This window comes from Streptomyces sp. SAI-135 (assembly GCF_029893805.1).
Lineage (GTDB): Bacteria > Actinomycetota > Actinomycetes > Streptomycetales > Streptomycetaceae > Streptomyces.
The window spans coordinates 6,434,262-6,458,084 of the sequence record NZ_JARXYP010000002.1; the positions used below are offsets into that span (position 1 = coordinate 6,434,262).

The 23,823-nt window shown below is 70.2% G+C and carries 25 protein-coding genes and 5 tRNA genes; 20 read left to right on the forward strand and 10 right to left on the reverse strand.

The genetic code is table 11. The annotated features are described in order from the left end of the window. Nucleotides 1-324 precede the first annotated feature (324 nt). The 4 genes from M2163_RS33720 to M2163_RS33735 all read right to left on the reverse strand — a co-directional run bounded on the left by M2163_RS33720 (nt 325) and on the right by M2163_RS33735 (nt 5,589). Nucleotides 325-900, reverse strand: coding sequence for an ATP/GTP-binding protein (locus tag M2163_RS33720; RefSeq protein ID WP_007384912.1), 576 nt, complete (start codon nt 898-900; stop codon nt 325-327). Continuing rightward, the gene (locus tag M2163_RS33725; RefSeq protein ID WP_003973454.1) at nt 881-1,279 is read right to left on the reverse strand and encodes a DUF742 domain-containing protein; all 399 of its coding nucleotides are present in this window, start codon (nt 1,277-1,279) and stop codon (nt 881-883) included. The genes M2163_RS33720 and M2163_RS33725 overlap by 20 nt, the downstream gene beginning before the upstream one ends. Nucleotides 1,280-1,389: 110 nt before the next feature. Continuing rightward, nucleotides 1,390-1,803: a roadblock/LC7 domain-containing protein gene (locus M2163_RS33730; RefSeq protein WP_003993189.1), complete on the reverse strand. Its 414-nt coding sequence runs from the start codon at nt 1,801-1,803 to the stop codon at nt 1,390-1,392. A gap of 9 nt (nt 1,804-1,812) precedes the next feature. Continuing rightward, nucleotides 1,813-5,589 (reverse strand): nitrate- and nitrite sensing domain-containing protein, encoded by a 3,777-nt coding sequence (locus tag M2163_RS33735; RefSeq protein WP_280895842.1) that lies wholly within the window; start codon nt 5,587-5,589, stop codon nt 1,813-1,815. Between the two features lie 566 nt (nt 5,590-6,155). Between M2163_RS33735 and M2163_RS33740 the strand changes: the two genes are divergently transcribed. The 10 genes from M2163_RS33740 to M2163_RS33785 all read left to right on the forward strand — a co-directional run bounded on the left by M2163_RS33740 (nt 6,156) and on the right by M2163_RS33785 (nt 10,882). Next, the gene (locus tag M2163_RS33740; protein ID WP_280849119.1) at nt 6,156-6,338 is read left to right on the forward strand and encodes a hypothetical protein; all 183 of its coding nucleotides are present in this window, start codon (nt 6,156-6,158) and stop codon (nt 6,336-6,338) included. 129 nt (nt 6,339-6,467) lie between these two features. After that, nucleotides 6,468-7,253 (forward strand): fumarylacetoacetate hydrolase family protein, encoded by a 786-nt coding sequence (locus M2163_RS33745; protein WP_280849118.1) that lies wholly within the window; start codon nt 6,468-6,470, stop codon nt 7,251-7,253. Further along, nucleotides 7,237-8,721 carry a glutamate--tRNA ligase gene (gene gltX, locus M2163_RS33750; protein WP_280895843.1) on the forward strand — a complete coding sequence of 495 codons (1,485 nt, stop codon included), beginning with the start codon at nt 7,237-7,239 and terminating at the stop codon, nt 8,719-8,721. Before M2163_RS33745 ends, gltX begins: the two co-directional genes overlap by 17 nt. A 111-nt stretch (nt 8,722-8,832) precedes the next feature. After that, complete coding sequence (locus M2163_RS33755) at nt 8,833-9,495, forward strand: DUF4241 domain-containing protein (protein WP_280849116.1); 663 nt, start codon at nt 8,833-8,835, stop codon at nt 9,493-9,495. Between the two features lie 50 nt (nt 9,496-9,545). Continuing rightward, nucleotides 9,546-10,277: an HAD family hydrolase gene (locus M2163_RS33760; RefSeq protein ID WP_280895844.1), complete on the forward strand. Its 732-nt coding sequence runs from the start codon at nt 9,546-9,548 to the stop codon at nt 10,275-10,277. A gap of 92 nt (nt 10,278-10,369) precedes the next feature. After that, nucleotides 10,370-10,441: transfer RNA gene (locus M2163_RS33765), tRNA-Gln, on the forward strand. A 40-nt stretch (nt 10,442-10,481) separates the two neighbouring features. After that, nucleotides 10,482-10,554: transfer RNA gene (locus M2163_RS33770), tRNA-Glu, on the forward strand. Between the two features lie 62 nt (nt 10,555-10,616). Beyond that, nucleotides 10,617-10,689 (forward strand) — tRNA-Glu (locus tag M2163_RS33775). Nucleotides 10,690-10,709: 20 nt separating this feature from the next. Continuing rightward, nucleotides 10,710-10,781 (forward strand) — tRNA-Gln (locus tag M2163_RS33780). 28 nt (nt 10,782-10,809) lie between these two features. Further along, nucleotides 10,810-10,882: transfer RNA gene (locus M2163_RS33785), tRNA-Glu, on the forward strand. 51 nt (nt 10,883-10,933) lie between these two features. On the opposite strand, the gene M2163_RS33790 is transcribed toward M2163_RS33785, so the two are convergent. Beyond that, nucleotides 10,934-11,578, reverse strand: a complete 645-nt coding sequence (locus M2163_RS33790; protein ID WP_280849114.1) for a MerR family transcriptional regulator — start codon at nt 11,576-11,578, stop codon at nt 10,934-10,936. An 80-nt stretch (nt 11,579-11,658) separates the two neighbouring features. On the opposite strand from M2163_RS33790, the gene M2163_RS33795 reads away from it, so the two are divergent. Continuing rightward, a complete protein-coding gene (locus tag M2163_RS33795; protein WP_280895845.1) occupies nt 11,659-12,171 on the forward strand; it encodes a DUF4188 domain-containing protein in 513 nt (170 codons plus the stop codon). Nucleotides 12,172-12,338: 167 nt separating this feature from the next. On the opposite strand, the gene ndgR is transcribed toward M2163_RS33795, so the two are convergent. Then, nucleotides 12,339-13,055, reverse strand: coding sequence for an IclR family transcriptional regulator NdgR (ndgR, locus tag M2163_RS33800; RefSeq protein WP_007384919.1), 717 nt, complete (start codon nt 13,053-13,055; stop codon nt 12,339-12,341). A 191-nt stretch (nt 13,056-13,246) separates the two neighbouring features. Here ndgR and leuC point away from each other — a divergent pair, with 191 nt between their 5' ends. From leuC to M2163_RS33820, 4 genes are all read left to right on the forward strand, one after another. Next, nucleotides 13,247-14,671: a 3-isopropylmalate dehydratase large subunit gene (gene leuC, locus M2163_RS33805; RefSeq protein WP_280849112.1), complete on the forward strand. Its 1,425-nt coding sequence runs from the start codon at nt 13,247-13,249 to the stop codon at nt 14,669-14,671. 5 nt (nt 14,672-14,676) lie between these two features. Next, complete coding sequence (leuD, locus tag M2163_RS33810) at nt 14,677-15,270, forward strand: 3-isopropylmalate dehydratase small subunit (RefSeq protein WP_280849111.1); 594 nt, start codon at nt 14,677-14,679, stop codon at nt 15,268-15,270. Nucleotides 15,271-15,544: 274 nt separating this feature from the next. Beyond that, nucleotides 15,545-15,775 (forward strand): hypothetical protein, encoded by a 231-nt coding sequence (locus tag M2163_RS33815; protein WP_280849110.1) that lies wholly within the window; start codon nt 15,545-15,547, stop codon nt 15,773-15,775. Between the two features lie 137 nt (nt 15,776-15,912). Then, nucleotides 15,913-16,560 (forward strand): HU family DNA-binding protein, encoded by a 648-nt coding sequence (locus M2163_RS33820; RefSeq protein ID WP_280895846.1) that lies wholly within the window; start codon nt 15,913-15,915, stop codon nt 16,558-16,560. Nucleotides 16,561-16,632: 72 nt separating this feature from the next. Here the strand turns inward: M2163_RS33820 and M2163_RS33825 are convergent, their stop codons facing one another. Further along, nucleotides 16,633-16,824 (reverse strand): hypothetical protein, encoded by a 192-nt coding sequence (locus M2163_RS33825; protein ID WP_280895847.1) that lies wholly within the window; start codon nt 16,822-16,824, stop codon nt 16,633-16,635. A 9-nt stretch (nt 16,825-16,833) separates the two neighbouring features. Further along, entirely contained in the window at nt 16,834-17,472 is a 639-nt protein-coding gene (cofC, locus tag M2163_RS33830) for a 2-phospho-L-lactate guanylyltransferase (RefSeq protein WP_280895848.1), read from the reverse strand. Between the two features lie 156 nt (nt 17,473-17,628). On the opposite strand from cofC, the gene M2163_RS33835 reads away from it, so the two are divergent. The 3 genes from M2163_RS33835 (at nt 17,629) to M2163_RS33845 (ending at nt 20,639) form a co-directional block, all read left to right on the forward strand. After that, nucleotides 17,629-18,393, forward strand: coding sequence for a lysophospholipid acyltransferase family protein (locus M2163_RS33835; protein ID WP_280849107.1), 765 nt, complete (start codon nt 17,629-17,631; stop codon nt 18,391-18,393). Next, entirely contained in the window at nt 18,390-19,400 is a 1,011-nt protein-coding gene (locus M2163_RS33840; protein ID WP_280849106.1) for an NAD(P)H-dependent glycerol-3-phosphate dehydrogenase, read from the forward strand. The genes M2163_RS33835 and M2163_RS33840 overlap by 4 nt, the downstream gene beginning before the upstream one ends. Before the next feature lie 81 nt (nt 19,401-19,481). Then, a complete protein-coding gene (locus M2163_RS33845) occupies nt 19,482-20,639 on the forward strand; it encodes a D-alanine--D-alanine ligase family protein (RefSeq protein ID WP_280849105.1) in 1,158 nt (385 codons plus the stop codon). Between the two features lie 474 nt (nt 20,640-21,113). Here the strand turns inward: M2163_RS33845 and M2163_RS33850 are convergent, their stop codons facing one another. Together M2163_RS33850 and M2163_RS33855 are read right to left on the reverse strand one after the other, a co-directional pair. Further along, on the reverse strand, nt 21,114-21,596 hold the full coding sequence (locus M2163_RS33850) for a DUF3515 domain-containing protein (RefSeq protein WP_280895849.1): 483 nt from the start codon (nt 21,594-21,596) through the stop codon (nt 21,114-21,116). A gap of 20 nt (nt 21,597-21,616) precedes the next feature. Beyond that, nucleotides 21,617-21,850, reverse strand: a complete 234-nt coding sequence (locus M2163_RS33855) for an Lrp/AsnC ligand binding domain-containing protein (RefSeq protein ID WP_003997603.1) — start codon at nt 21,848-21,850, stop codon at nt 21,617-21,619. Between the two features lie 207 nt (nt 21,851-22,057). Here M2163_RS33855 and M2163_RS33860 point away from each other — a divergent pair, with 207 nt between their 5' ends. Together M2163_RS33860 and thiD are read left to right on the forward strand one after the other, a co-directional pair. Continuing rightward, a complete protein-coding gene (locus M2163_RS33860; RefSeq protein WP_280895850.1) occupies nt 22,058-23,026 on the forward strand; it encodes a thiamine-phosphate kinase in 969 nt (322 codons plus the stop codon). Further along, nucleotides 23,023-23,823 (forward strand): bifunctional hydroxymethylpyrimidine kinase/phosphomethylpyrimidine kinase, encoded by an 801-nt coding sequence (gene thiD / locus M2163_RS33865; RefSeq protein WP_280895851.1) that lies wholly within the window; start codon nt 23,023-23,025, stop codon nt 23,821-23,823. Before M2163_RS33860 ends, thiD begins: the two co-directional genes overlap by 4 nt.

Sequence of the window (23,823 nt, forward strand, 5' to 3'; positions counted from 1 at the left end):
GAGTACGTCTTTGACTATTGGGCAGTTCAGGCATTCCAGCACGACGTCCTGCGCACCACCAAACAGTGGTACGCGGGGATTCCGCGTGATGTAAACCCCAGATAAAACGGTCATAAAGAGCGAGCCCCGTCAAATGACGGGGCTGTTGTGAGCGCAGCGAGACCGGTTGGCAACCACGCGTGGCCATACCACCCGATTCCTCTGCCGAAACGTTATGAACACCGGGGCCGACCGTGTCCAAGGCCACAGCCGGCTCCGGGACATCTACGACAACTGCCGTACGGCGATGTTGATTTGGGAGCTGGTCGACATGTCCTGAGGGCGTTACCGCAGGCGTGCCATGAGGGCGTGCTCGACCAGGGTGATCAGGGCACTCTTGGCGTCCGACCGGTGCCGGGCGTCCGTCGTGATGATCGGGGCGTCCGGACCGATCTGCAGGGCCTCGCGGACCTCCTCGGGAGCGTACGGCTGGTGCCCGTCGAAGCCGTTGAGGGCCACGACGAAGGGCAGGCCGCTGTTCTCGAAGTAGTCGACCGCGGGGAAGCAGTCGGCGAGGCGCCTCGTGTCGACCAGGACGACCGCGCCGATGGCGCCGCGGACCAGGTCGTCCCACATGAACCAGAAGCGGTCCTGTCCGGGCGTACCGAAGAGGTACAGGATCAGGTCCTGGTCGAGCGTGATGCGGCCGAAGTCCATGGCGACCGTGGTGGTCGTCTTGTCCCCGGTGTGGGTGAGGTCGTCGATGCCCGCGCTCGCGGACGTCATGACGGCCTCCGTGCGCAGCGGGTTGATCTCGGAGACGGCGCCGACGAACGTGGTCTTGCCCACGCCGAAGCCACCCGCCACCACGATCTTCGCGGAGGTGGTCGCCCGCCCCGCGTCAGAGCTTGCGAAGTCCACTGAGCACCCTTTCGAGCAGCGTCACATCGGGAGCGCCGCCGTTGTTCTCGTCGCCGCCCGGCTGGTGGATGGCCACCAGTCCGGCCTCGGCGAGGTCCGCGACGAGGATCCTGGCCACCCCGAGCGGCATGGCGAGCAGCGCCGAGACCTCGGCGACCGACTTCACCTCACGGCACAGATGGCAGATGCGCTGGTGCTCGGGGAGGAGCCCCATCAGCGCCGCCGGGTCGGCCGTCGTGCTGATCAGGGCCTCGATGGCAAGCTGGTAGCGCGGCCGGGTCCGGCCGCCGGTCATCGCGTACGGACGTACCAGCGGCTGGTCGCCCTCATCCTCGTACGGCTCCGCGTACGGATCATGAGAGGCGGTGGGCGGGGTCATGAATCCTCCGGGCGGGACAGCAAGTCGGTCTGGCTAGCCGTCTGGTGAGGCCGGTGGGGGGATTGTGGCGGCCGGACGGTGATTTGGTGAGACGGGTGGATCCTGTGGGGTCAGTGGAGCAGACTGCCTTGCAGCTCGGCTCGCAGGTCGGGCGTGAGCACGGCTCCCGCACGGTCGACGAGCAGTGCCATCTCATAGCCGACGAGGCCGATGTCGCATTCCGGGTGGGCGAGGACCGCGAGCGACGAACCGTCCGAGACGGACATGAGGAAGAGGAATCCCCGCTCCATCTCCACGACGGTCTGGGCCACGCTGCCGCCCTCGAAGATCCGTGAGGCGCCCGCCGTGAGCGAGGTCAACCCGGACGCGACGGCCGCCAGCTGGTCGGCTCGGTCGCGCGGGAAGCCCTCGGACATCGCCAGCAGAAGGCCGTCGGCGGACACGACGACGGTGTGGGACACCCCGGGGGTGTTGTCCACGAAGTTGGTGATCAACCAGTTGAGGTTCTGTGCCGCCTGGCTCATCGGGCTCAACTAACGCTCCTGCTGGTGAGTGGGGTTCGGGAAACTGCCCGTCTGGCCGTTGCCGCCGACCTGACGTCCTTGTGCGATACCCCGACGGAGATTGGTCAGCCGACCGCGCACGTCGTCAGGCGCACGCGAGACAGCAGGACCGCTTTGGTGCTGTTGCTGCTGAGCCGTACCCGGGACGAGGTTCGCCCTGGGCACCCGGCGCGGCAGGCCGGAGGTGGTGACACCGCCCGCGGCCGGCTGCCGGACGCGTTCTGCCTGCCGGACGAGGTCGTCGTTCGGTGAGCTGCGCCAGGCCGCGGAGGCCGCGGGTCGCTGGGGGGCCGCCGGAGCCTGCTGCTGCCGCGGAGCCTGAGCGGGGGAGGAGCCGTTGCCGTTGGCCGGCTGCCCCTGTCCCTGCTGCTGGCTGCCGTGGAACCAGTTGGTCTCCAGCGTGTCGTACAGCGGCGTACGGCCGTCTCCGGGGCCCGCGGGCGGCAGCGCCTCGGGCTCCTGGCGGACCGGCCGCTGCTGAGGCCGCGGCGGCATGGGCGGCCGCGGGGCGCCGAAGTCGGCGCCGTTGGTCTGGGGGCGCTCGAACTGGCCCGTGGACGACGGGTCCTGACGGCCCGGCAGGGAGTGCTGGCCGGTGGAACCGCCGTCGTAACCCGGCATCGCGAACTGGCCCGTCGAGCCGCTGTCGTACGCCTGCGGGCTCGCGAACTGGCCGGTCTGCGAGCCGCCGTTCTGTCCGGACGGGGTGCCGAAGACGTCCTGGCGGACGTACTGGCCCGTGTTCTGCGGGTCGTTCGCGACGGGGCGGGGGAACTCACCCGTGTCCTGCGGGCCGTTGGAACCCGGCCGCGGGAACTGCCCGGTCTGCTGCGGACCGTTCGCACCCTGCCGCGGGTACTGCCCGGTGTTCTGCGGGGCGTCGAAGTCCGGGCGGGGGAACTCGGAGGTGCTCGCCGGGCCCTGGTGGTCCTCGATCCGCGGCATGCGGGAGGTGGCGGCGGGGTCCTGCTCGTCGTGGCCGCGCGGGACGTCCAGCGAGGCGCGCGGCACCGGCGGCTGGGCGTTCTCGTCGCTCCAGCTCGGCGTGCGGGGCTGCTGGTTGCCGCCGGGCAGCTCGGCCCGCGGGCCACCGCGGCCCGGCAGCTGCGGCCGACGGCGCCGGCCCTGCGGCTCGGGGGCCTGGCCGGGGTTCGGGGCCTGCGGCTGCGGGGGCACGGAACTCCGGCCGCCGAAGGCGTCCTGGCCTCCGCCGAAAGCGTCCTGGCCGCTGAAGGCGTCCTGACCCGGACCGCCCGTGCCCGCAGCCTGGAGACCCTGCGGGGCACCCGGCGCCTGGCCGCCGAAACCGGCACCGGCCGGAGCGGGCCGGCCCTGCGGAGGCGTACCCGGACCCTGCGGTCCACGCTGTCCGCCCGGCGCACCGGGGCGACCGCCCTGGCCACTGCCGGGCAGCGCGGCCCGCGGACCCTGGCCTGCGCCCAGCCGTCCGCCCGAGGGGGCGCCGGCGCCGAGGGCGCCGCCGCCCTGGCCGTTGCCGCCGCCACGGCGGGCCGCGGCCACACCGGCGGCGGCCTGCGCCGCCGCGGGAGCACCGGGGGCGCCCTGACCGGGCTTGGGCTGGGGCTTCTTGCCGCCCTGGGCGACGTCGACGGGCAGCATGACCAGCGCGGTCGTCCCACCCGAGTCGGACGGGCGCAGCTGGATGCGGATGCCGTGGCGCTGGGACAGCCGGCCGACCACGAACAGACCCATGCGGCGGGAGACGGAGACGTCCACGGTGGGCGGCGAGGCGAGCCGCTCGTTGATCGCCGCGAGGTCCTCGGGGGAGAGGCCGATACCCGTGTCGTGGATCTCGATCAGGACGCGGCCGTCGGGCAGCGCGTGACCGGTGACCTTGACCTTGGTCTGCGGCGAGGAGAAGGAGGTCGCGTTCTCCAGCAGCTCGGCGAGCAGGTGCACGAGGTCGTTGACCACACGGCCGGCCACTTCGGTGGTCGGCACCGCGGCCAGCTCGATGCGCTCGTACTGCTCCACCTCGGAGGCGGCGGCGCGGAGCACGTCGACCAGCGGGACCGGACGGGTCCAGCGTCGGCCGGGCTCCTCACCCGCGAGGACCAGGAGGTTCTCACCGTTCCGGCGCATACGGGTCGCGAGGTGGTCCAGCTTGAACAGCGAGGACAGCTGGTCCGGGTCGGCCTCGCGGGACTCCAGTTCGGAGATGAGCGAGAGCTGACGCTGGATGAGGCCCTGGGAGCGGCGCGAGAGGTTGGTGAACATCGCGTTGACGTTGCCCCGCAGCAGGGCCTGCTCGGCGGCGAGGCGGACCGCCTCGCGGTGCACGTCGTCGAAGGCCGCGGCCACCCGGCCGATCTCGTCCCGGGAGTGCACACCGACCGACTCCACGGACGTGTCGACGTCCTGCGGGTCGGACTCGGACAGCTGCTTGACCAGCTCGGGCAGGCGGTCCTGGGCGACCTTGGTGGCGGTCTCCTGGAGGCGGCGCAGCGAGCGGATCATGGACCGGGCGACGACGAAGGCGCCGACCAGGGAGACACCGAGGACGATCAGGATCAGCGCACCGGCGATGATCGCGTCGCGCTCGGTGGCGCTGCGCAGCTCGCGGGCCTTCTGCTCCATGTCCTCGAGCAGCGTGTGCTCGATGTTGCCCATCTGCTGGATCTTGGTCGAGCTGTCGTCGACCCAGTCCTTGTAGGAGCGGCGGTCCAGGTCGGCCAGACCCTCCGGCCGGCCGAAGGCACGCCCGGCGTACTGGTCGGCGGCCTCGATGGTGGAGCTGCCGTCCTCGATGGGCTTGAGGAGTTCCTCGGCGCCGTCGTCGCCGTAGATGCTCCGGAAGCTGTTGAGTTCGGACTCCTCGCTCTCCAGGGCGCCCTGGGCGTACAACCGGTCGTTCTCGGTGAGCCTGCCCAGGCTCGTGTTGTTGGCCGGCAGGGCCGCGGCCAGGATCGCGCGCTGGATGGAGGCGTACTCCTTGGCGGAGGAGAAGGCCGCCAGGGCGCGGGTGCGCTGGATCATGTCCGGGTTGCTGGTGGCCTCTGCCATGTCCTGGGAGAGGTCCAGCAGGTGGGTGATCAGCCGGTGGTAGGACTCCACCGTCTGGGTCGCGTTGCCCTGGGTCTCGTAGGCGTCGCTGCGGATCTTGCTGAGCGTGTCCAGGTCGCGGACCAGGCCGACGAGGCTGTCGCGGACGCCCTGGAGGTTGCCGTCCTTGCTGGAGGTGTCGATGTCCTCGGCGGCGGCGATGAAGTTGGTCGCGGCCCGGTCCGTCTTGTCCCGGAAGCCCTTGACCGTGATGTTGCTCGCCGTGGAGTTGTGCGCCAGCGGGCCGGCCGACTGGTCACGCTCCTCCTGGAGGGCGGCCGCCAGCTCGGTGGCCTGCTTGGTCATCTCCGTCAGCAGCTTCATGTTGTCGAGCTGCTGGATGTCGTCCATGGAGTCGTTGATGCGCAGCGCGCCCAGCGAGGTGGCCGCCACGACGGGGAGCGCGAGCAGCGACACCAGGCGCGTGGAGATGCGCCAGTTGCGCAGGGCCATGCGCGATCCGGGGCCGGTCGGGCCCTTGGGGGGCTTCACCGTCGGCGTGACGTCCGGGCCCGGGGACGCCGACGTGCCGAGGCGCCCGGCGCCGGAGCCACCGTCGGGCGACGGTGCCGGGCCCGGGTTCTGGGCGTGCTGGGGGGAGGAACTGCCGACATTGGGGCCAGTCCCGCCGTGCCGCTCCGGCTCGGCCGAAGCGCTGCCATCCCTCTTGAAACGTCCCTGCACTAGCGTCGCAACCTCTGGACCAGGCGCTCCTCCGCAGAACGGCGGAGCACGGTGTCGGCGTTGTGGGGAGCGCCCTGAATACGCACCCCGGATGGTCGTGAGTGACCGGCGCTGGCTCCCCCTTCTCACCGCCGCTCGGCGCTTCTCAGCGCCCCCTGTGCGCCGGTTCGATCCCGCGGCGGTCCGTGGAATTCCAGCACAGTGCAGGATCTCCAACAAGGTCCGTGGGTCAGACCGTGACCTACGTGACACCTCGTGAGGACCGCGTCACGGGGTGTGGAAAGCGTTCCCGTTCATATCGGACATAAATCCGCGAGTCCACCCGCGGGGGTAGGTGTCCCAGTCGCCATGATCAGGAGCGGAATGAGGGCTTCAGGGAGCCAATGTCCGTTTCGTTGGGGTGGATTGAGGCTCGAAATTGTCCGATTTGCCCATAGGTCAGTGAGCAAACTCACACGCCGATCATGGGGTCTTCGCGAGTTCGGAGGGGAATGGCATGTTTAGCCTGACGCTTTACAAGAAGGCCGCAACTGTCCAACCCACCACATCCGAGGTCGAGTACAACCGTGAAGACGACGATGATGTTCCGCAACATTGCCAACCCGCGGCGCACGACGCTGGCGCACCTCGAGGACGCCGACGCACTGCAGACCCAGGAGCAGCCGGAGCACCCGCTCGACCTCCCCGCCCAGACCGCCAACCCCCGGCGCACGGTCCTGATGGAGATCCCGGCCTCCGCGGCCAAGTAACCGTAGCGCGCCCGGATCACCGCCCGTCGGGCAGGTGACCCGGGCGTATTGCGCGCGGCACCGACCCCTTACCGCGTTAGCCTGGAGCGTCAGACTCCAGCCGGCCGAGTAGAGGGGCGCCCAGATCCCGTGCGCATCGCCAGATTCTCCATCGACGGGAACGTCGCCTTCGGCGCGGTCGAGGGCGACAGGCCGGACGAGCTCGTCCTCGACATCATCAAGGGCATCCCGTTCGCGGACTTCGAGCTCTCCGGTACGAAGGTCCCGCTGAGCAAGGTCAGGCTGCTGCCGCCGGTGCTCCCCAACAAGGTCGTGGCGTACGGGCGCAACTACGCCGACCACGCGAAGGAACTCGGCAACGAGGTCCCGGACGCCCCGTTCGCCTTCTTCAAGCCCTCCACCTCGGTGATCGGGCACGGCGACGAGATCCAGTACCCCTCCTTCTCCGCGGACGTCCACCACGAGGCCGAACTGGCCGTCGTGATCGGCAGGATGTGCCGCGAGGTCCCGCGCGAGCGGGTCAAGGACGTGATCTTCGGCTACACCTGCGCCAACGACGTCACCGCCCGGGACGTCCAGAAGCGCGAGAAGCAGTGGGCGCGGGCCAAGGGCTTCGACACCTCCTGCCCGCTGGGCCCCTGGGTGGAGACCGGCCTGGCCCTGGAGACGGCCGCCGACCTGACGATCCAGCTCACCGTCAACGGCGAACAACGCCAGCTCGGCCGCACCAGCGAGATGATCCACTCCATCGAGGATCTGATCGTCAACATCTCCGAGGCCATGACGCTGCTCCCCGGCGACGTGATCCTCACGGGCACCCCGGCAGGCGTCGGGCCGCTCACCGTCGGCGACGAGGTCGCCGTCACCATCGAAGGCATCGGCACTCTCACCAACAAGGTTGTCAAGCGTGGCTAGCGCACCCGTCCGCGTACGTTTCTGTCCCTCGCCCACCGGTAACCCCCATGTGGGCCTGGTCCGCACCGCCCTGTTCAACTGGGCCTTCGCCCGGCACCACCAGGGCACCCTGGTCTTCCGCATCGAGGACACCGACGCGGCCCGCGACTCCGAGGAGTCGTACCAGCAGCTCCTCGACTCGATGCGCTGGCTGGGCTTCGACTGGGACGAGGGCCCCGAGGTCGGCGGCCCGCACGCGCCGTACCGCCAGTCGCAGCGCATGGACCTCTACAAGGACGTCGCCGCGAAGCTGCTGGACGCCGGCCACGCCTACCACTGCTACTGCTCCCAGGAGGAGCTGGACACCCGCCGCGAGGCCGCCCGCGCCGCCGGCAGGCCGTCCGGCTACGACGGCCACTGCCGCGACCTGAGCGCCGACCAGGTCGAGCAGTACAAGGCCCAGGGCCGTACGCCCATCGTCCGCTTCCGCATGCCCGACGAGACGATCACCTTCACGGACCTGGTCCGCGGCGAGCTGACCTTCACCCCGGAGAACGTGCCGGACTACGGGATCGTACGAGCCAACGGGGCGCCCCTCTACACGCTCGTGAACCCGGTCGACGACGCGCTGATGGAGATCACGCACGTCCTGCGCGGCGAGGACCTGCTCTCCTCCACCCCGCGCCAGATCGCCCTGTACAAGGCGCTGATCGAGCTGGGCGTCGCGAAGACCGTGCCCGCCTTCGGTCACCTGCCGTACGTGATGGGCGAGGGCAACAAGAAGCTCTCCAAGCGCGACCCGCAGGCCTCGCTCAACCTCTACCGCGAGCGCGGCTTCCTGCCCGAGGGCCTGCTCAACTACCTGTCCCTGCTCGGCTGGTCGCTCTCCGCGGACAAGGACATCTTCACCACCGACGAGCTGGTCGCGGCCTTCGACATCGCGGACGTGAACCCCAACCCGGCCCGCTTCGACCTGAAGAAGTGCGAGGCGATCAACGCCGACCACATCCGCCTGCTCGACGTGAAGGACTTCACGGAGCGCTGCGAGCCCTGGCTGAGGGCCCCCTTCGCGCCCTGGGCGCCGGAGGACTTCGACGAGACGAAGTGGCACGCGATCGCCCCGCACGCCCAGACCCGGCTGAAGGTCCTCTCCGAGATCACCGACAACGTCGACTTCCTGTTCCTGCCGGAGCCGGTCTTCGACGAGCCCTCCTGGACCAAGGCGATGAAGGAGGGCTCGGACGCCCTCCTGCGCACGGCCCGCGAGAAGCTGGAGTCGGCGGACTGGACCTCCCCGGAGTCCCTCAAGGAGGCAGTCCTGGCCGCCGGTGAGGCCCACGGCCTCAAGCTCGGCAAGGCCCAGGCCCCGGTCCGCGTCGCCGTCACCGGCCGCACGGTCGGTCTGCCCCTCTTCGAGTCCCTGGAGATCCTGGGCAAGGAGACGACGCTGGCGAGGATCGACGCGGCGCTGGCGAAGCTGGCCGCGTAGCGCCACACGCGCGTGGAGGGGCGGTGGCCGTGGCGGCCGCCGCCCCTCGGCGTTGTCAGTGGGGCGCACTAGGGTTCCGGCATCGAACTCAAGATCCGGAAGGGCCCCGTCATGCCGATGTCCCCTCGTGACTACACCTGGCTGTTCACGCCGGGCAGCACGTTCGCCTACGAGTCCGGGCAGACCGGTGTCATCGACGTGGCCGACGGCGGGATGCTCGACCTGCCCACCGGACGGGTCGTCGCCTGCGACCCCTTCGTCTACCTCGGGTCCGGGGACATCGAGCCGTTCACCGTCACCGTCGCCCCCGGCCGTTACCGCGTCGACGCGGCCGTCGCGACCCTCACCCGCCCCGGCGAGCCCCCGGCCGGGCACCCCCACCGGCGGGTGGCGGCGGCCCGCCTGGTGATCCGCGACGAGCCCACCGCGACCTGGGAGTTGGCCCTCCAGCCGGAACAGGACCCCGCCGAACTCAAGGGCGACGAGTTCTTCGGCTACGGCGTCGACGCCGGCACCGGATGCTTCTACGACGCCTCGGCCGAGGAGGCCTTCCCCGGGACCGAGGAGGAAGAGGGGCCGTTGTGGGACGCCTTCGAGAACAGCGACTGGTCGCAGGGACCCCACCTGGTCACCTCCGCCTCCACCGGCCACACCCTGGCCGCGTTCACCTCCGGCTGGGGCGACGGTTTCTACCCCACCTGGATCGGACGCACCGCCGCCGGCGAGGTCACCTGCTTCCTGACGGACTTCTTCGTGGCGCCCGACCCCACCTGAGGCGCCGCAATCGCCGGACGTGCCCGGGGCTGCCGGGTTACCGTCGGATCATGAGCATTCGGGCCGTGGTCTGGGACGTCGACGACACCCTCTTCGACTACACCACCGCGGACCGCGAGGGCATGCGGTCCCATCTCGCCGCCGAGGGGCTGCTCACCGGGGACGAGACCCCCGAGCAGGCCCTCCTGCGCTGGCGGGAGATCACCGACCGGCAGTGGGCGCGGTTCTCGGCGGGGGAGCTGTCCTTCGAGGAGCAGCGCCGCGAGCGCATCCGGGCGTTCCTGGGCACACCCCTGGGCGCCGCCGAGGCCGACGCCTGGTTCCGGCGGTACATGACGCACTACGAGGCCGCCTGGGCCCTCTTCCCGGACGTCGTGCCGGTCCTGGACGCCCTCGCCGCCAGCCACCGGCACGCCGTGCTGTCCAACTCCAGCCTCACCGTCCAGGACCACAAGCTGCGCGTCCTCGGCCTCCACGACCGCTTCGAGGTCATCCTGTGCGCCGCCGAACTGGGCGTCTCCAAGCCCGAGCCCGGCGCCTTCCTCGCGGCCTGCGACGCCCTGGAGCTCACCCCGCACCAGGTGGCGTACGTCGGTGACCATCCGGAGATCGACGGGCGGGGCGCCGCTGACGCCGGACTGCTGTCGGTCTGGATCGCCCGCGAGGGCCCGTACGCGACCGTCGAGGCACCCGACGGCACCCATCGCATCGCTTCCCTCGGTGAACTCCCCGCGATCCTCGGCGCGGATACCCGTTTTGGAGCCCCGTCCACCTTCGGGTAATGTTCTTCCTGCGCCGCCGGGGAGCGGGCCGAAAGGCCGGCCACCGGAGGAGCAGTACTAGAACAAGATCCCCGTAGGGGCTTGCGTTCCAGTGGCCTATGGTGTAATTGGCAGCACGACTGATTCTGGTTCAGTTAGTCTTGGTTCGAGTCCAGGTAGGCCAGCTCGCAGAGCTCATCTGCAGGCGGAGATCAACTCCGCGAAGCCCCCGTTGTGTAGCGGCCTAGCACGCTGCCCTCTCAAGGCAGTAGCGCCGGTTCGAATCCGGTCGGGGGTACAGATCCTTCCCGGAGGGTCAGTCAGGGTCGCACCCACTGATTCTCATGCAGGATCGCTAGGGCCCCCGTTGTGTAGCGGCCTAGCACGCCGCCCTCTCAAGGCGGTAGCGCCGGTTCGAATCCGGTCGGGGGTACGCGTTTCTATACATCGCATTGGTCTATGGTGTAATTGGCAACACTACGGTTTCTGGTACCGTCATTCTTGGTTCGAGTCCAGGTAGACCAGCTCGGACCTGCGGAAACGCAGGCTCCACGCCCCCGTTGTGTAGCGGCCTAGCACGCCGCCCTCTCAAGGCGGTAGCGCCGGTTCGAATCCGGTCGGGGGTACGTAGAGGAAGGCCCTCCACTTCGGTGGGGGGCCTTCGCCGTGTGCGGGGTTCACGCGAAGCCGTACCGCCGCGTCGACTCCTCCTCCTGGGCCAGTCGGTGCAGTGCCTGGAGCATCGGTTCGACGAGCACCGCACCCAGCACCGCGACCTCGGCCTTCTCGGCCTCCGACACGTGCGACTCCATGAACGCCATGTCCAGCTCGGCCACCTGACGCATCAACCGCGCGTAGGGCACGAGGATTTCGGGACTCCAGTCGTAGCCGAGACGACGCAGCGCGGCCGCCGCCACCACCAGGGAGCGGAACGAGGGGGAGACGTCCGTCATGGCCTGCGCGTGGGACCACCCCAGCGTCTCGAGCAACTCCTCCATCGCCGCCCGCGCGCCCCGCACGAACTCGTCGTCGGCGTCCGGCTCCGGCACCTGCGGCAGCGCCCAGACCGCAGCGCCCAGGCGCATCGCGCGGGGCAGGGAGTCGTCGTCGACATGGCCCAGCACCTCCCTGACCGTGGCCACCGGCACTTTGCCGACCTGGATCATCGCCCGTACCAGCCGCAGCCGCCGCAGATGCTCCTCGTCGTACTCGGCGGTGGTGGCGTTGACCTGGTGGCCCGGCGGCAACAGCCCTTCGCGCAGGTAGTACTTGATCGTCGCGGTGGACACACCGCTGCGCTCGCTGAGTTCGGTCAGCCGCATCTCTTGCGCCCCCTCTCGGATACCGGCACTATCCAAGCATGCCGCGCTCGGACAGTGCTGCTCACCACTTAGGGGGCCCCATGTTCGGCAAGAAGGTCGCCGCAGGCCGCACCACCGCGTCCACGGAGGGGGACGTGGTCGTCCTGCTGATCGGGATGCGCATCAACCACTTCTGGGCCGTGCACCACTGGGTCCCGGTCCTCCTGGCCATGCCGCGGATGCTGCGGGAGCTGTCGCGGGCACCGGAGCGGGGGCTGCTGTCCCACGTCCTGCTGACGGCCTCCCCGCGGACGTACTACGTCGTCCAGTACTGGGAGTCGAAGGAGAAGCTGTACGCGTACGCGCATGCGCCGGAGACCTTCCACCACCGGGCCTGGGCGATCATCAACCGCAAGGAGAAGGCGGGGAAGGTGCGTCAGCACGTGGGGCTGTGGCACGAGGCGTACGTGGTGCCGGAGGGGTCCTACGAGTCGATCTACGCGGACATGCCGGCCTTCGGACTGGCGGCGGCGCATGGACAGGTGCCGGTGGAGCGAAGGGGACGTTCAGCGAAGGAACGGTTCGCTCACAGGTCGGGGAAGGTGACGCGTTAGGGGCGCGGGGAACTGCGCGATCAGCCCCCTCGGGCCGTCAGCCGGCCGACTCTACGTCGTGGCTTGTCGCGCAGTTCCCCGCGCCCCCAAGAAGGTCGGGCATCTCCCTGTCGGTCCGAGGACCTGCCGCGGCGTTGGGGCCGGACCTCGGATCGACAGGCGCGCCCTCAACCCGTGCGGCGCAGTGCCTCGGAGAGGCGGGCCGCCGCGTCGATGACCGCCTGGGCGTGCATACGGCCCGGGTGACGCGTCAGGCGCTCGATGGGGCCGGAGACCGAGACGGCGGCCACCACGCGGTTGGAGGGGCCGCGCACGGGCGCGGAGACGGACGCGACGCCCGGCTCGCGCTCGCCGATGGACTGGGCCCAGCCCCGACGCCGTACGCCCGACAGGGCCGTGGCCGTGAAGCGGGCGCCCTGGAGGCCGCGGTGCAGGCGCTCCGGCTCCTCCCAGGCCATCAGGATCTGGGCCGAGGAGCCCGCCTTCATGGTGAGCGTCGAGCCGACCGGGACCGTGTCCCTGAGGCCGGACAGGCGCTCCGCCGCGGCGACGCAGATGCGCATGTCGCCCTGGCGGCGGTAGAGCTGGGCGCTCTCGCCGGTGATGTCCCGCAGGTGCGTGAGCACCGGGCCGGCCGTCGCGAGGAGGCGGTCCTCGCCGGCGGCCGCGGCCAGCTCGGCAAGGCGCGGACCGAGAATGAAACGGCCCTGCATGTCGCGTGCCACCATGCGGTGGTGTTCCAGAGCCACGGCCAGCCGGTGGGCCGTGGGTCGTGCCAGTCCGGTGGCCGCCACCAGCCCTGCGAGGGTGGCGGGTCCGGACTCCAGAGCGCTCAGAACAAGGGCTGCCTTGTCCAGAACGCCGACGCCGCTACTGTTGTCCATGAAACGATACTCACGTCTCACTCTGTGAAACGCAAGTTCCTTTTTTCGTGAGACGCGCAACCCTTGTAGGCACAGCGGCCCGCAGACCAACGGGCCTGGCGGCGGGTGCCCGGGAACAGGGGCCGAGGGCGTCGCCTCCACAAGATCTTCTAGTTGGGTCGGCGCGGCTCTGGCCGACCGGAGGGAAAGCGATGGGTAGGACACTCGCGGAGAAGGTCTGGGACGACCATGTCGTCCGGCGCGCCGAGGGCGAGCCCGACCTCCTCTTCATCGATCTGCACCTGCTGCACGAGGTGACCAGCCCGCAGGCCTTCGACGGTCTGCGCAAGAGCGGTCGCCAGGTGCGCCGGCTCGACCTGACCATCGCCACCGAGGACCACAACACCCCGACCCTCGACATCGACAAGCCGATCGCCGACCCGGTCTCGCGCATCCAGTTGGAGACGCTGCGCAAGAACGCCGCCGAGTTCGGTGTGCGCCTGCACCCGCTGGGCGACGTCGAGCAGGGCGTCGTGCACGTCGTCGGCCCGCAGCTGGGCCTGACCCAGCCCGGCATGACCGTCGTCTGCGGCGACTCCCACACCTCCACGCACGGCGCCTTCGGCGGTCTGGCGTTCGGTATCGGCACCTCCCAGGTGGAGCACGTGCTGGCCACCCAGACGCTGCCGCTGGTGCGCCCCAAGACCATGGCCATCACGGTCAACGGCGAACTGCCCGACGGCGTCACCGCCAAGGACCTGATCCTGGCGATCATCGCCAAGATCGGCACGGGCGGCGGCCAGGGCTACGTCCTGGAGTACCGCGGCTCCGCCATCGAGAAGCTCTCGATGGAGGCCCGCATGACCATCTGCAACATGTCGATCGAGGCCGGTGCCCGCGCGGGCATGATCGCCCCCGACCAGACCACCTTCGACTACCTGGAGGGCCGTCCGCACGCCCCCAAGGGCGAGGACTGGGACGCGGCCGTCGCGTACTGGAAGACCCTGAAGACGGACGAGGACGCCGAGTTCGACGCCGAGGTCGTCATCGAGGCCGCCGAACTGTCGCCGTTCGTCACCTGGGGCACCAACCCGGGCCAGGGCGCCCCGCTTTCGGCGAACGTCCCCGATCCCGCTTCGTACGAAGACGCTTCGGAGCGCCTCGCCGCCGAAAAGGCCCTGGAATACATGGGGTTGGAGGCCGGGCAGCCGCTGCGCTCCATCAAGGTGGACACCGTCTTCGTAGGTTCGTGCACCAACGGCCGCATCGAGGACCTGCGTGCCGCCGCCGAACTCGTCAAGGGCCGCAAAGTCGCCGACGGCGTACGGATGCTGGTCGTCCCCGGCTCCGCGCGCGTGGGTCTTCAGGCCGTCTCCGAGGGCCTGGACGTCGTCTTCAAGGAGGCCGGCGCCGAATGGCGGCACGCGGGCTGCTCGATGTGTCTGGGCATGAACCCGGACCAGCTGGCCCCCGGTGAGCGCTCCGCGTCCACCTCCAACCGCAACTTCGAGGGCCGGCAGGGCAAGGGCGGCCGTACCCACCTGGTGTCGCCGCAGGTCGCGGCCGCGACCGCCGTGCTGGGCCACCTGGCCTCGCCCGCCGACCTGTCCGACGCCCCTGTCGCCGCTGGAGTCTGAGAGTCATGGAAGCATTCACCACGCACACCGGCCGGGCCGTCCCGCTGCGCCGCTCGAACGTCGACACCGACCAGATCATCCCTGCTCACTGGCTCAAGAAGGTGACCAGGGACGGGTTCGAGGACGGGCTGTTCGAGGCCTGGCGCAAGGACGAGAAGTTCATCCTCAACCAGCCCGAGCGCAAGGGCGCCACGGTCCTGGTCGCCGGCCCCGACTTCGGCACCGGCTCCTCCCGTGAGCACGCGGTGTGGGCGCTGCAGAACTACGGCTTCAAGGCCGTGATCTCCTCGCGCTTCGCCGACATCTTCCGCGGCAACTCGCTCAAGAACGGCCTGCTCACGGTGGTTCTGGACCAGAAGATCGTGGACGCCCTCCAGGAGCTGAGCGAGAAGGACCCCGAGGCCGAGATCACCGTCGACCTTCAGGCCCGCGAGGTGCGCGCCGAGGGCATCACGGCGAGCTTCGAGCTGGACGAGAACTCCCGCTGGCGGCTGTTGAACGGCCTGGACGACATCTCCATCACCCTTCAGAACGAGGCGGACATCGCCGCGTACGAGGCCAAGCGGCCCTCGTACAAGCCGCGGACGATCGAGGTCTGACCCGGAGCCGTCCGAGCCGTCCAACAGGTCGAATTCCGGCCACCGCAACACCCCCGCCGTACCCCCGATCAGCCCGATCGGGGGTACGGCCGTGTCTGCCCCCAGGTGTCCCCGCGCCGCGCGACACGCCCGCTCAACTTCCCACGTTACGGCGGGTGTTGTCGGGGTACGCGTCCCTTGTAGCCGTGGCTTCCGGATGTGCCCGGAAGGCCGTTTGAGGCGGCAGTTGCACCCCTAGCAGGCGACAACTCGCCCCAGATGGCACAATCTGTGCATGGAACACGACGGCCAACTCGAGCTCTATGCGGCAGTCGCGGACCAACTGAAGGAAGCGCACGCAAGAGTGCGCGCACTGCAAGTCCCGGAGGGCGTACGGATGGCGCTGACCCGGAAGCTGCTGGTCATTACGGCCGCGGCCAAGCACGACGTCGTCGAAGCGACAAGGCGTCTGGAGGGGTTCATGACTGACCTCGACGCGGGGCGAATCCCGGAAGAGGAACGCTGAACAAGTCCAGAGCAGCCGAGTTCGTTGCGGCACAAGGGTGATAAGCCCGTTTCGTGTTTGATTTGCGGTATATATCTGCCTAACGTGCGAAAAAGCTTGAACACTTTCGTTCGGGCGATGTCTCCGAAGGGGAAGACGTGAACAAGGCGCAGCTCGTAGAAGCGATTGCCGACAAGGTGGGCGGCCGCCAGCAGGCCGCCGACGCGGTCGACGCGGTCCTGGACGCCATCGTCCGCGCGACGGTCGCGGGCGACCGGGTCTCGGTCACCGGCTTCGGTTCGTTCGAGAAGGTCGACCGTCCGGCCCGTTACGCCCGCAACCCCCAGACGGGCGAGCGGGTTCGGGTCAAGAAGACCTCCGTTCCGCGCTTCCGCGCGGGTCAGGGCTTCAAGGACCTGGTGAGCGGCACGAAGAAGCTCCCGAAGAACGACGTCGCGGTCAAGAAGGCGCCCAAGGGCAGCCTGACCGGCGGGGCTTCGGCCACGGTCAAGAAGGCGGCCGCGAAGAAGGCCACCGCCAAGACCGCCGCGGCCAAAAAGACCACCGCCAAGAAGACGACGGCCAAGAAGACCACGGCCACCGCCAAGAAGACGACGGCGAAGAAGGCCCCCGCCAAGAAGGCCACCGGCACCACCGCCAAGACCACCGCCGCGAGCAAGACCACGGCGAAGAAGACCACGGCCAAGAAGGCTCCGGCCAAGAAGGCCACCGCGAAGAAGGCGCCGGCCAAGAAGTCGGCGGCCCGCACCACCACCGCCAAGAAGGCCACGGCCCGCAAGAGGTAAGGGCACAGGGGCACTCACGCGCCGGGCCGGACTCCGCATGGGAGTCCGGCCCGCGGCGTGTGCGAGGGGGGTTCAGAAGGTCTGGAGGGTCACCAGGGTGATCTTGTTCCCGGCCATCTCGATCCGCACCCGCTGCCCGGGACGCAGCAGTCTGAGGCCTCCCGCGTCGAACGCCGGCGCGTCGAAGGGCACTGGGGTGCCGTCGTCCAGAAGCACCTGCCCACTACGGCTTTCGGGGTCGTACGTGTACGCGGTCGCCTGCATGGCCGCAGCCTACTGCCCGGGTATCAGCAGCCGCGCCGCGGCGGCGGCCGTCCGGGGTCCCACCCCGAGCGCGAGCGCGGCCCGCAGGTCCTCGCCGGTGTCCACGTCCTGCCGTACGGAATCCACCGCGGTGAGGGCCAGTTCCACCGCTCCCGAGGCACGGTGGCGGGCGCGTGAATCGGGGCCGAAGGCAGGGCGCAATTCCACGTTCTTCCGGGCCGCCAGGAGGGTGGTGCCTATTGCCGCGGCATCCGCGAGAAAAGCGCGCGGGAATTCGGCGGCCGCGTCGAGGACCCGCGCCAATTCCAGGGGCCGCAGCGCCGGAAGATCGGCGTTCAGGGCGGCGAGGGCGCTGCCGGGACGCGTCGACCGTACGACGGCCGCCGCGTGCGCCAGGGCCGCGTTCAGGCCCCCTCGGGGCTCGTCGGGGACGACGCGGGCGCCGAGGGCCGTCAGCTCCCGGCCGGCCAGGGCGTCGTCCGTGACGACCGCCACATCCCCGACCGACGGGCAGGCCAGCGCGGCCGCCACGGTGTCCTGGGCGAAGGCGAGGGCCAGGCCGGGCCGCACCCCGTCGTCGGCGGTGTCCGAGAGCCTGCTCTTGGCCCGCGCCAGGGGCTTCAGCGGGATGACCAACGTCCACTGCACCAGCGTTCCGTCCTTCTCTTCTCGCCGCCATTGTCACTCAGTCGTCACGCGCCCCATCTGGCGGTGTCGGTGGCGGGGCGTACGGTGTTCTCGACAGACGGACGGCCCGGGGCGACACTTGTGCGGCCCCCCAGGCCCTAGAGGAAGGTGTCCCGCGTGCCCCGCCGCAGAATCGGCTTCTGGTACCGCCTGGCCGCGGTGATCGCCAAACCGCCGCTCGTGGTTCTGCTCAAGCGGGACTGGCGTGGAATGGAGCACATTCCGGCTGACGGCGGATTTATCACCGCGGTCAACCACAATTCGCACATCGATCCCTTCGCGTACGCCCACTTCCAGTACAACACCGGGCGCGTTCCGCGATTCCTCGCGAAGAGCGGTCTTTTCAGCAAGGGATTCGTCGCCGCCGTCATGCGCGGCACGGGACAGATTCCCGTCTACCGCGAGACCACCGACGCGCTCAGCGCCTTCAGGGCCGCCATCGACGCCGTGGAACGCGGCGAATGCGTCGCGTTCTACCCCGAGGGCACCATCACCCGGGACCCCGCCCAGTGGCCGATGACCGGCAAGACCGGCGCCGCGCGCGTGGCCCTGCAGACCAAGTGCCCGGTGATCCCGGTCGCGCAGTGGGGCGCCAACGAACTGCTGCCGCCGTACGCCAAGAAGCTGCACTTCCGGCCGCGCAAGACCTCGCACGTCCTCGCGGGGCCCCCCGTGGACCTGTCGCCGTTCTACGACAAGGAGATGACCCCGGACCTCCTGAAGGAGGCCACCGCGGTCATCATGGCCGCCGTCACCGCCCAGCTGGAGATCATCCGGGGCGAGAAGGCACCCGAGACGGCGTACGATCCGCGCCGCGAGCGGATCGAGCAGCGGCGCCGGACCCAGGCCCAGAGCGGTCACGAGGGGGAGAAGAGCAAGTGAGCAAACCCGTCAAGGCGGCGGTTCTCAGCGCCGGTTCATGGGGCACGGCCTTCGGTGTCGTGCTCGCCGACGCGGGCTGCGAGGTCACCCTCTGGGCCCGTCGTCCGGAGGTCGCCGAGGCCGTCAACTCCAGCCGGACGAACCCCGACTACCTCCCCGGCGTGGAGCTCCCGCAGAACGTCAGGGCGACCACGGACGCCGCCGAGGCCGCCGCCGGCGCGGACTTCACGATCCTGTCGATCCCCTCGCAGACCCTGCGCGCCAACCTCGCCGAGTGGACCCCGCTGCTCGCGCCCGACACCGTCCTCGTCTCCCTCATGAAGGGCGTCGAGCTCGGCTCCGCCATGCGGATGAGCGAGGTGATCGAGGACGTCGCCAAGGTCGGCGCCGACCGCATCGCCGTGGTCACCGGGCCCAACCTCGCGCGGGAGATCGCCGCCCGGATGCCGGCCGCCGCCGTGGTCGCCTGCACCGACGAGGCGGTGGCCCGGCGCCTCCAGGCCGTCTGCCACACGCCGTACTTCCGCCCCTACACCAATACGGACGTGGTGGGCTGCGAACTGGGCGGTGCCGTCAAGAACGTCATCGGTCTCGCCGTCGGCATCGCGGACGGCATGGGACTGGGCGACAACGCCAAGGGCTCGCTCATCACGCGCGGTCTGGCGGAGACGACCCGGCTGGGCCTCGCGATGGGCGCGGACCCGCTCACCTTCTCCGGACTCGCCGGTCTCGGCGACCTCGTGGCGACCTGCTCCTCGCCGCTCTCGCGCAACCACACCTTCGGCACCAACCTCGGCAAGGGCATGACCCTCCAGGAGACCATCGCGGTCACCAAGCAGACCGCGGAGGGCGTGAAGTCGTGCGAGTCCGTGCTGGATCTCGCCCGCAGGCACGGCGTCGACATGCCGATCACCGAGACGGTCGTCGGCATCGTGCACGAGGGCAAGTCCCCGGTGGTGGCCGTCAAGGAGCTGATGTCGCGCAGCGCGAAGCCCGAGCGACACTGAGCCACGACGGCTTTTTTGCCTCGTTCGCCGCAGGGGTGGGCGCTGTCTCAGCGCACTACCACCGGGTACTCTCATCGCGATATGAGCACCGAGAACCTCCCCCAGAGCCCTGAGCAGCCGCCTCGCAAGCCGCGCGTGGCCGTCGTGTTCGGCGGGCGCAGCTCCGAACACGGGATCTCCGTGGTCACCGCCGGCGCCGTACTGCGGGCCATCGACCGGACGAAGTACGACGTCCTGCCGATCGGCATCACCAAGGACGGCCGCTGGGCGCTCACGGCCGACGAACCGGAACGCATGGCGATCACCGAGCGCCGGACGCCGGACGTCGAGGAGCTCGCCGAGTCCAGCGAGGGCGGCGTGGTGCTCCCCGTGGACCCCGCGAACCGCGAAGTCGTCTACAGCGAGCCCGGATCGGTGCCCAAGGCGCTCGGTGAGGTCGACGTCGTCTTCCCCGTCCTGCACGGCCCCTACGGCGAGGACGGCACCCTCCAGGGCCTCCTGGAGCTCTCCGGCGTCCCGTACGTCGGCTCGGGCGTGCTCGCCTCGGCCGTCGGCCAGGACAAGGAGTACATGAAGCGGGTGTTCACCTCCTTCGGGCTCAAGGTCGGCCCGTACGTGGTGATCCGGCCGCGCGAGTGGGAGCGGGACGAGTCCGCCGCCCGCAAGAAGATCGTCGACTTCGCGGGGGAGCACGGCTGGCCGCTCTTCGTGAAGCCCGCACGCGCGGGTTCGTCGATCGGCATCACCAAGGTCGACGACCTGGCCGGCCTGGACGAGGCGATCGCCGAGGCGCAGAGCCACGACCCGAAGATCCTCGTGGAGGCGGCGCTGCGGGGCCGCGAGATCGAGTGCGGCGTCCTGGAGTTCGAGGACGGCCCGCGCGCGTCGGTCCCCGCGGAGATCCCGCCGCCGCCGGAGCACGCGTACTACGACTTCGAGGCCAAGTACATCGACTCGACGCCGGGGATCGTGCCGGCGCCGCTCACCCCGGAGGAGACGGCCGAGGTCCAGCGGCTCGCGGTCGACGCCTTCGAGGCGGCCTCCTGCGAGGGGCTGGTCCGCGCGGACTTCTTCCTCACCGAGGACGGCGAGTTCGTGATCAACGAGATCAACACGCTCCCCGGCTTCACGCCGATCTCGATGTACCCGCAGATGTGGGAGAAGAGCGGGATCAGCTACCCGGAACTGGTGGACCGCCTCATCGAAGCGGCCCTGCGCAGGCCGACGGGGCTTCGGTAGCGCGGCACGGGCGACTTCGGCGACGGGGGCCGACCGGGCTTCCGTCGCGGTCGGTGGGGCTTCCGGGGTGATCGGGAGCTTGCCGGTCGCCGCGGGGCGACGGGGCTTCGGGGGTCGGTCGGCAGGGCTTCGGCGGCTGGTCGAAGGTGACTCGGTGGTCGTCGGGAGTGCCGTGGCGGTCGAGCCGTAGGGCTTTCGCTGGGGCGCGCGAGTGGTTCTGGGGCTGGTCGGTGAGAGTCCGCGGGGCGTGGGTGCTGTTTCCGCGTCTGGTCGGGGGTGCTTCGGCGGTGGGGCCGCAACTGCTCGGCTGTCGCTCAAGGGCGGGTCGGAGTGCCTCGGTGGCGGCCTGTCCTCAAGACTCCCGCCGCCGGACACCGGTTGGTAAGAACCTCACCGCCGGTCGGTGAGAACTGTGCCGTCGGTCGGCGGGAGTTCCGAGGCCGGTTGCACGGGGCTCGGCGTGTTCGGGTGTGGCTAGTCGGCGATTCCCTTGGGGATCGCCTTCTTTATGCCGGGCGCCAGGTCCACCAGCGGTGCCATGCCGTCCTCGGTGCGGGACTCGGGGATCGTGACCTCGACGTACGCCTTGCGCAGCGTCGTCGTGAACCGGAAGGACCCGTCGTCCTGCTTCTCCAACAGCCAGCCCACCCCGTTCACCTCGACCCCGTCGGCCTCCGGATCGTCCATCTCGGCGGGTCGCTCGACACCGCACCGCAGTATGATCGCCGGGTCACCCCAGCCCGCGGTCAGCGCGGACGCGGGCTCGGGATCCCGACGGTCCTGGTCGTCGACCTTGGACGGCAGTACCCGGTCCAGTTCTCGGCACAGCTTCGTGACGCCCGCCCCCGGCGAGGGAACCGCCGCCGACGCGCTGTCGTCTGCGGAGGAGCAGCCCGCGACCGTGATCAGCAGGGCGAGCGCGGACAGACCGAGAGGCCGGTGACGGAAGAAGTTCACCGGCCAAGGGTAGACGGGGGCTACAGATGGACGACCGGGCAGGTCAGGGTACGCGTGATGCCGTCCACCTGCTGGACCTTGGCGACCACCATCCGACCCAGGTCGTCCACGGTGTCGGCCTGTGCGCGGACGATCACGTCATACGGTCCTGTCACGTCCTCGGCCTGGATGACTCCAGGGATCTTGCTGATCGTCTCGGCGACGGTCGACGCCTTGCCGACCTCCGTCTGGATCAGGATGTACGCCTGTACCACGGAACCTCCAGGGCGGCCACGAGGATCATGTGGGGAAAAGGAACGCCACGGTATCGCGTCGCCGCTCGCTGCGGGGAGACCCGCGGGGACGCGGACACCCGTGCCGGGGTGCGGACACGGCAGAAGTTCACGGTCCCCTCGACCGTATCGAGGACACTGATGACGCGCGACCGGGCACGGCACGGCACAGAAGGGGCGTAAAGGGCCATGAAGGGCACTGTTGGTGAGCTCGGCGAGTTCGGGCTCATCAGGGAGCTCACCTCCCGTCTCACCACCACCCCGGCGGTCCGGGTGGGCCCCGGCGACGACGCCGCGGTGGTCGCCGCACCCGACCGCAGGGTCGTGGCGAGCACCGACATCCTTCTGGAGGGCCGGCACTTCCGCCGCGACTGGTCCACGGCCTACGACGTCGGGCGCAAGGCGGCCGCGCAGAACCTCGCGGACATCGCCGCCATGGGCGCGGTCCCGACCGCCCTGCTGCTCGGCCTGGTCGTACCCGCCGAACTCCCCGTGACCTGGCCCTCGGAGCTCATGGACGGCCTGCGCGACGAGTGCCAGGTCGCGGGCGCGTCGGTGGTCGGCGGGGACGTCGTACGAGGAGACACGATCATGGTCTCCATCACCGCCCTCGGTGATCTGCGGGGCCAGGAGCCGGTGACCCGGGCCGGTGCCCAGCCCGGCGACCTCGTGGCGGTGACCGGCTGGCTGGGCTGGTCGGCCGCCGGGTACGCGGTGCTCGCCCGCGGCTTCCGCTCGCCGCGCGCGTTCGTCGAGGCGCACCGGCGCCCCGAGCCGCCGTACCACGCGGGCCCCGCCGCCGCCGCGCTCGGCGCGACCGCGATGTGCGACGTGAGCGACGGACTGATCGCCGACCTCGGACACATCGCCGAGGCCAGCAAGGTCCGGATCGACATCGGCTCCGGCGCGATCGACATCCCGACCCAGATGAACGACATCGGGCAGGCCGTCGGTGTCGACCCCCTCCGGTGGGTGCTGACCGGGGGAGAGGACCACGCGATCGTGGCGACCTTCCCGCCGGACGTGAAGCTCCCGGCCCGCTGGAAGGTGATCGGCGAGGTCCTCAACCCGTCCGCGTTGCCCCAGGTGACGGTCGACGGGGCGCCCTGGACCAGCAAGGGCGGCTGGGACCACTTCGGCGGGGACATAGAGTCGTGAAGCCCCTGGTGCTCACGGTGGCGGGCTCCGACTCCGGCGGCGGCGCCGGGATCCAGGCCGACCTGAAGACGATGCTCGCGCTCGGCGTGCACGGCATGAGTGTCGTCACCGCCGTCACCGCGCAGAACTCCCTCGGCGTACAGGGTGCCTGGGAACTGCCGGTGGAGGCGGTACGGGCCCAGTACCGCAGTGTCGTGGACGACATCGGCGTGCAGGCCGTCAAGACCGGGATGCTCGCCTCGGCCGAACTCGTCGAGACCGTGGCCGAGTTGGTCGGGGCCACGGACGCCCCGGCCGTGATCGACCCGGTCGGCGTCTCCAAGCACGGCGACCCGCTGCTGGCCTCGTCCGCCCTGGACTCGGTACGGCGGCTGCTGCTCCCGGTGGCCACCGTCGCCACCCCGAACCTCGACGAGGTGGCCCAGCTCACGGGGGTGCGGGTGGAGTCGGAGTCCCAGCTGCGGGAGGCCGCCGCGGCCGTCCTGTCGTACGGACCGAAGTGGGTGCTGATCAAGGGCGGCCATCTGACCGGCGACGCCGTCGACCTGCTCACCGACGGCACCGCGGAGCACTGGCTGCGCGCGCCCCGCCACGACAACCGGCACACCCACGGCACCGGCTGCACCCTCGCCTCCGCGATCGCCTCGTACCTCGCGAAGGGCCGGTCCGTGCCGGAGGCGGTGACGGCCGCCAAGGAGTACGTCACCGGCGCGATCGCCGCCGGCTTCGCGCTCGGCGGCGGGATCGGGCCCGTGGATCACGGCTGGGCGCTCACCCGGGACACGCCGGGATCCTGA

Excerpts from the sequence above, each read along its gene's own strand:
- M2163_RS33725 (WP_003973454.1), bottom strand. The coding sequence starts at position 1,279 with ATGACCCCGCCCACCGCCTCTCATGATCCGTACGCGGAGCCGTACGAG.
- M2163_RS33730 (WP_003993189.1), bottom strand. The coding sequence starts at position 1,803 with ATGAGCCAGGCGGCACAGAACCTCAACTGGTTGATCACCAACTTCGTG.
- M2163_RS33755 (WP_280849116.1), top strand. The coding sequence starts at position 8,833 with ATGCCGATGTCCCCTCGTGACTACACCTGGCTGTTCACGCCGGGCAGC.
- M2163_RS33760 (WP_280895844.1), top strand. The coding sequence starts at position 9,546 with ATGAGCATTCGGGCCGTGGTCTGGGACGTCGACGACACCCTCTTCGAC.
- M2163_RS33790 (WP_280849114.1), bottom strand. The coding sequence starts at position 11,578 with ATGCGGCTGACCGAACTCAGCGAGCGCAGCGGTGTGTCCACCGCGACG.
- M2163_RS33795 (WP_280895845.1), top strand. The coding sequence starts at position 11,659 with ATGTTCGGCAAGAAGGTCGCCGCAGGCCGCACCACCGCGTCCACGGAG.
- ndgR (WP_007384919.1), bottom strand. The coding sequence starts at position 13,055 with ATGGACAACAGTAGCGGCGTCGGCGTTCTGGACAAGGCAGCCCTTGTT.
- leuC (WP_280849112.1), top strand. The coding sequence starts at position 13,247 with ATGGGTAGGACACTCGCGGAGAAGGTCTGGGACGACCATGTCGTCCGG.
- leuD (WP_280849111.1), top strand. The coding sequence starts at position 14,677 with ATGGAAGCATTCACCACGCACACCGGCCGGGCCGTCCCGCTGCGCCGC.
- M2163_RS33815 (WP_280849110.1), top strand. The coding sequence starts at position 15,545 with ATGGAACACGACGGCCAACTCGAGCTCTATGCGGCAGTCGCGGACCAA.
- M2163_RS33825 (WP_280895847.1), bottom strand. The coding sequence starts at position 16,824 with ATGCAGGCGACCGCGTACACGTACGACCCCGAAAGCCGTAGTGGGCAG.
- M2163_RS33845 (WP_280849105.1), top strand. The coding sequence starts at position 19,482 with ATGAGCACCGAGAACCTCCCCCAGAGCCCTGAGCAGCCGCCTCGCAAG.
- M2163_RS33860 (WP_280895850.1), top strand. The coding sequence starts at position 22,058 with ATGAAGGGCACTGTTGGTGAGCTCGGCGAGTTCGGGCTCATCAGGGAG.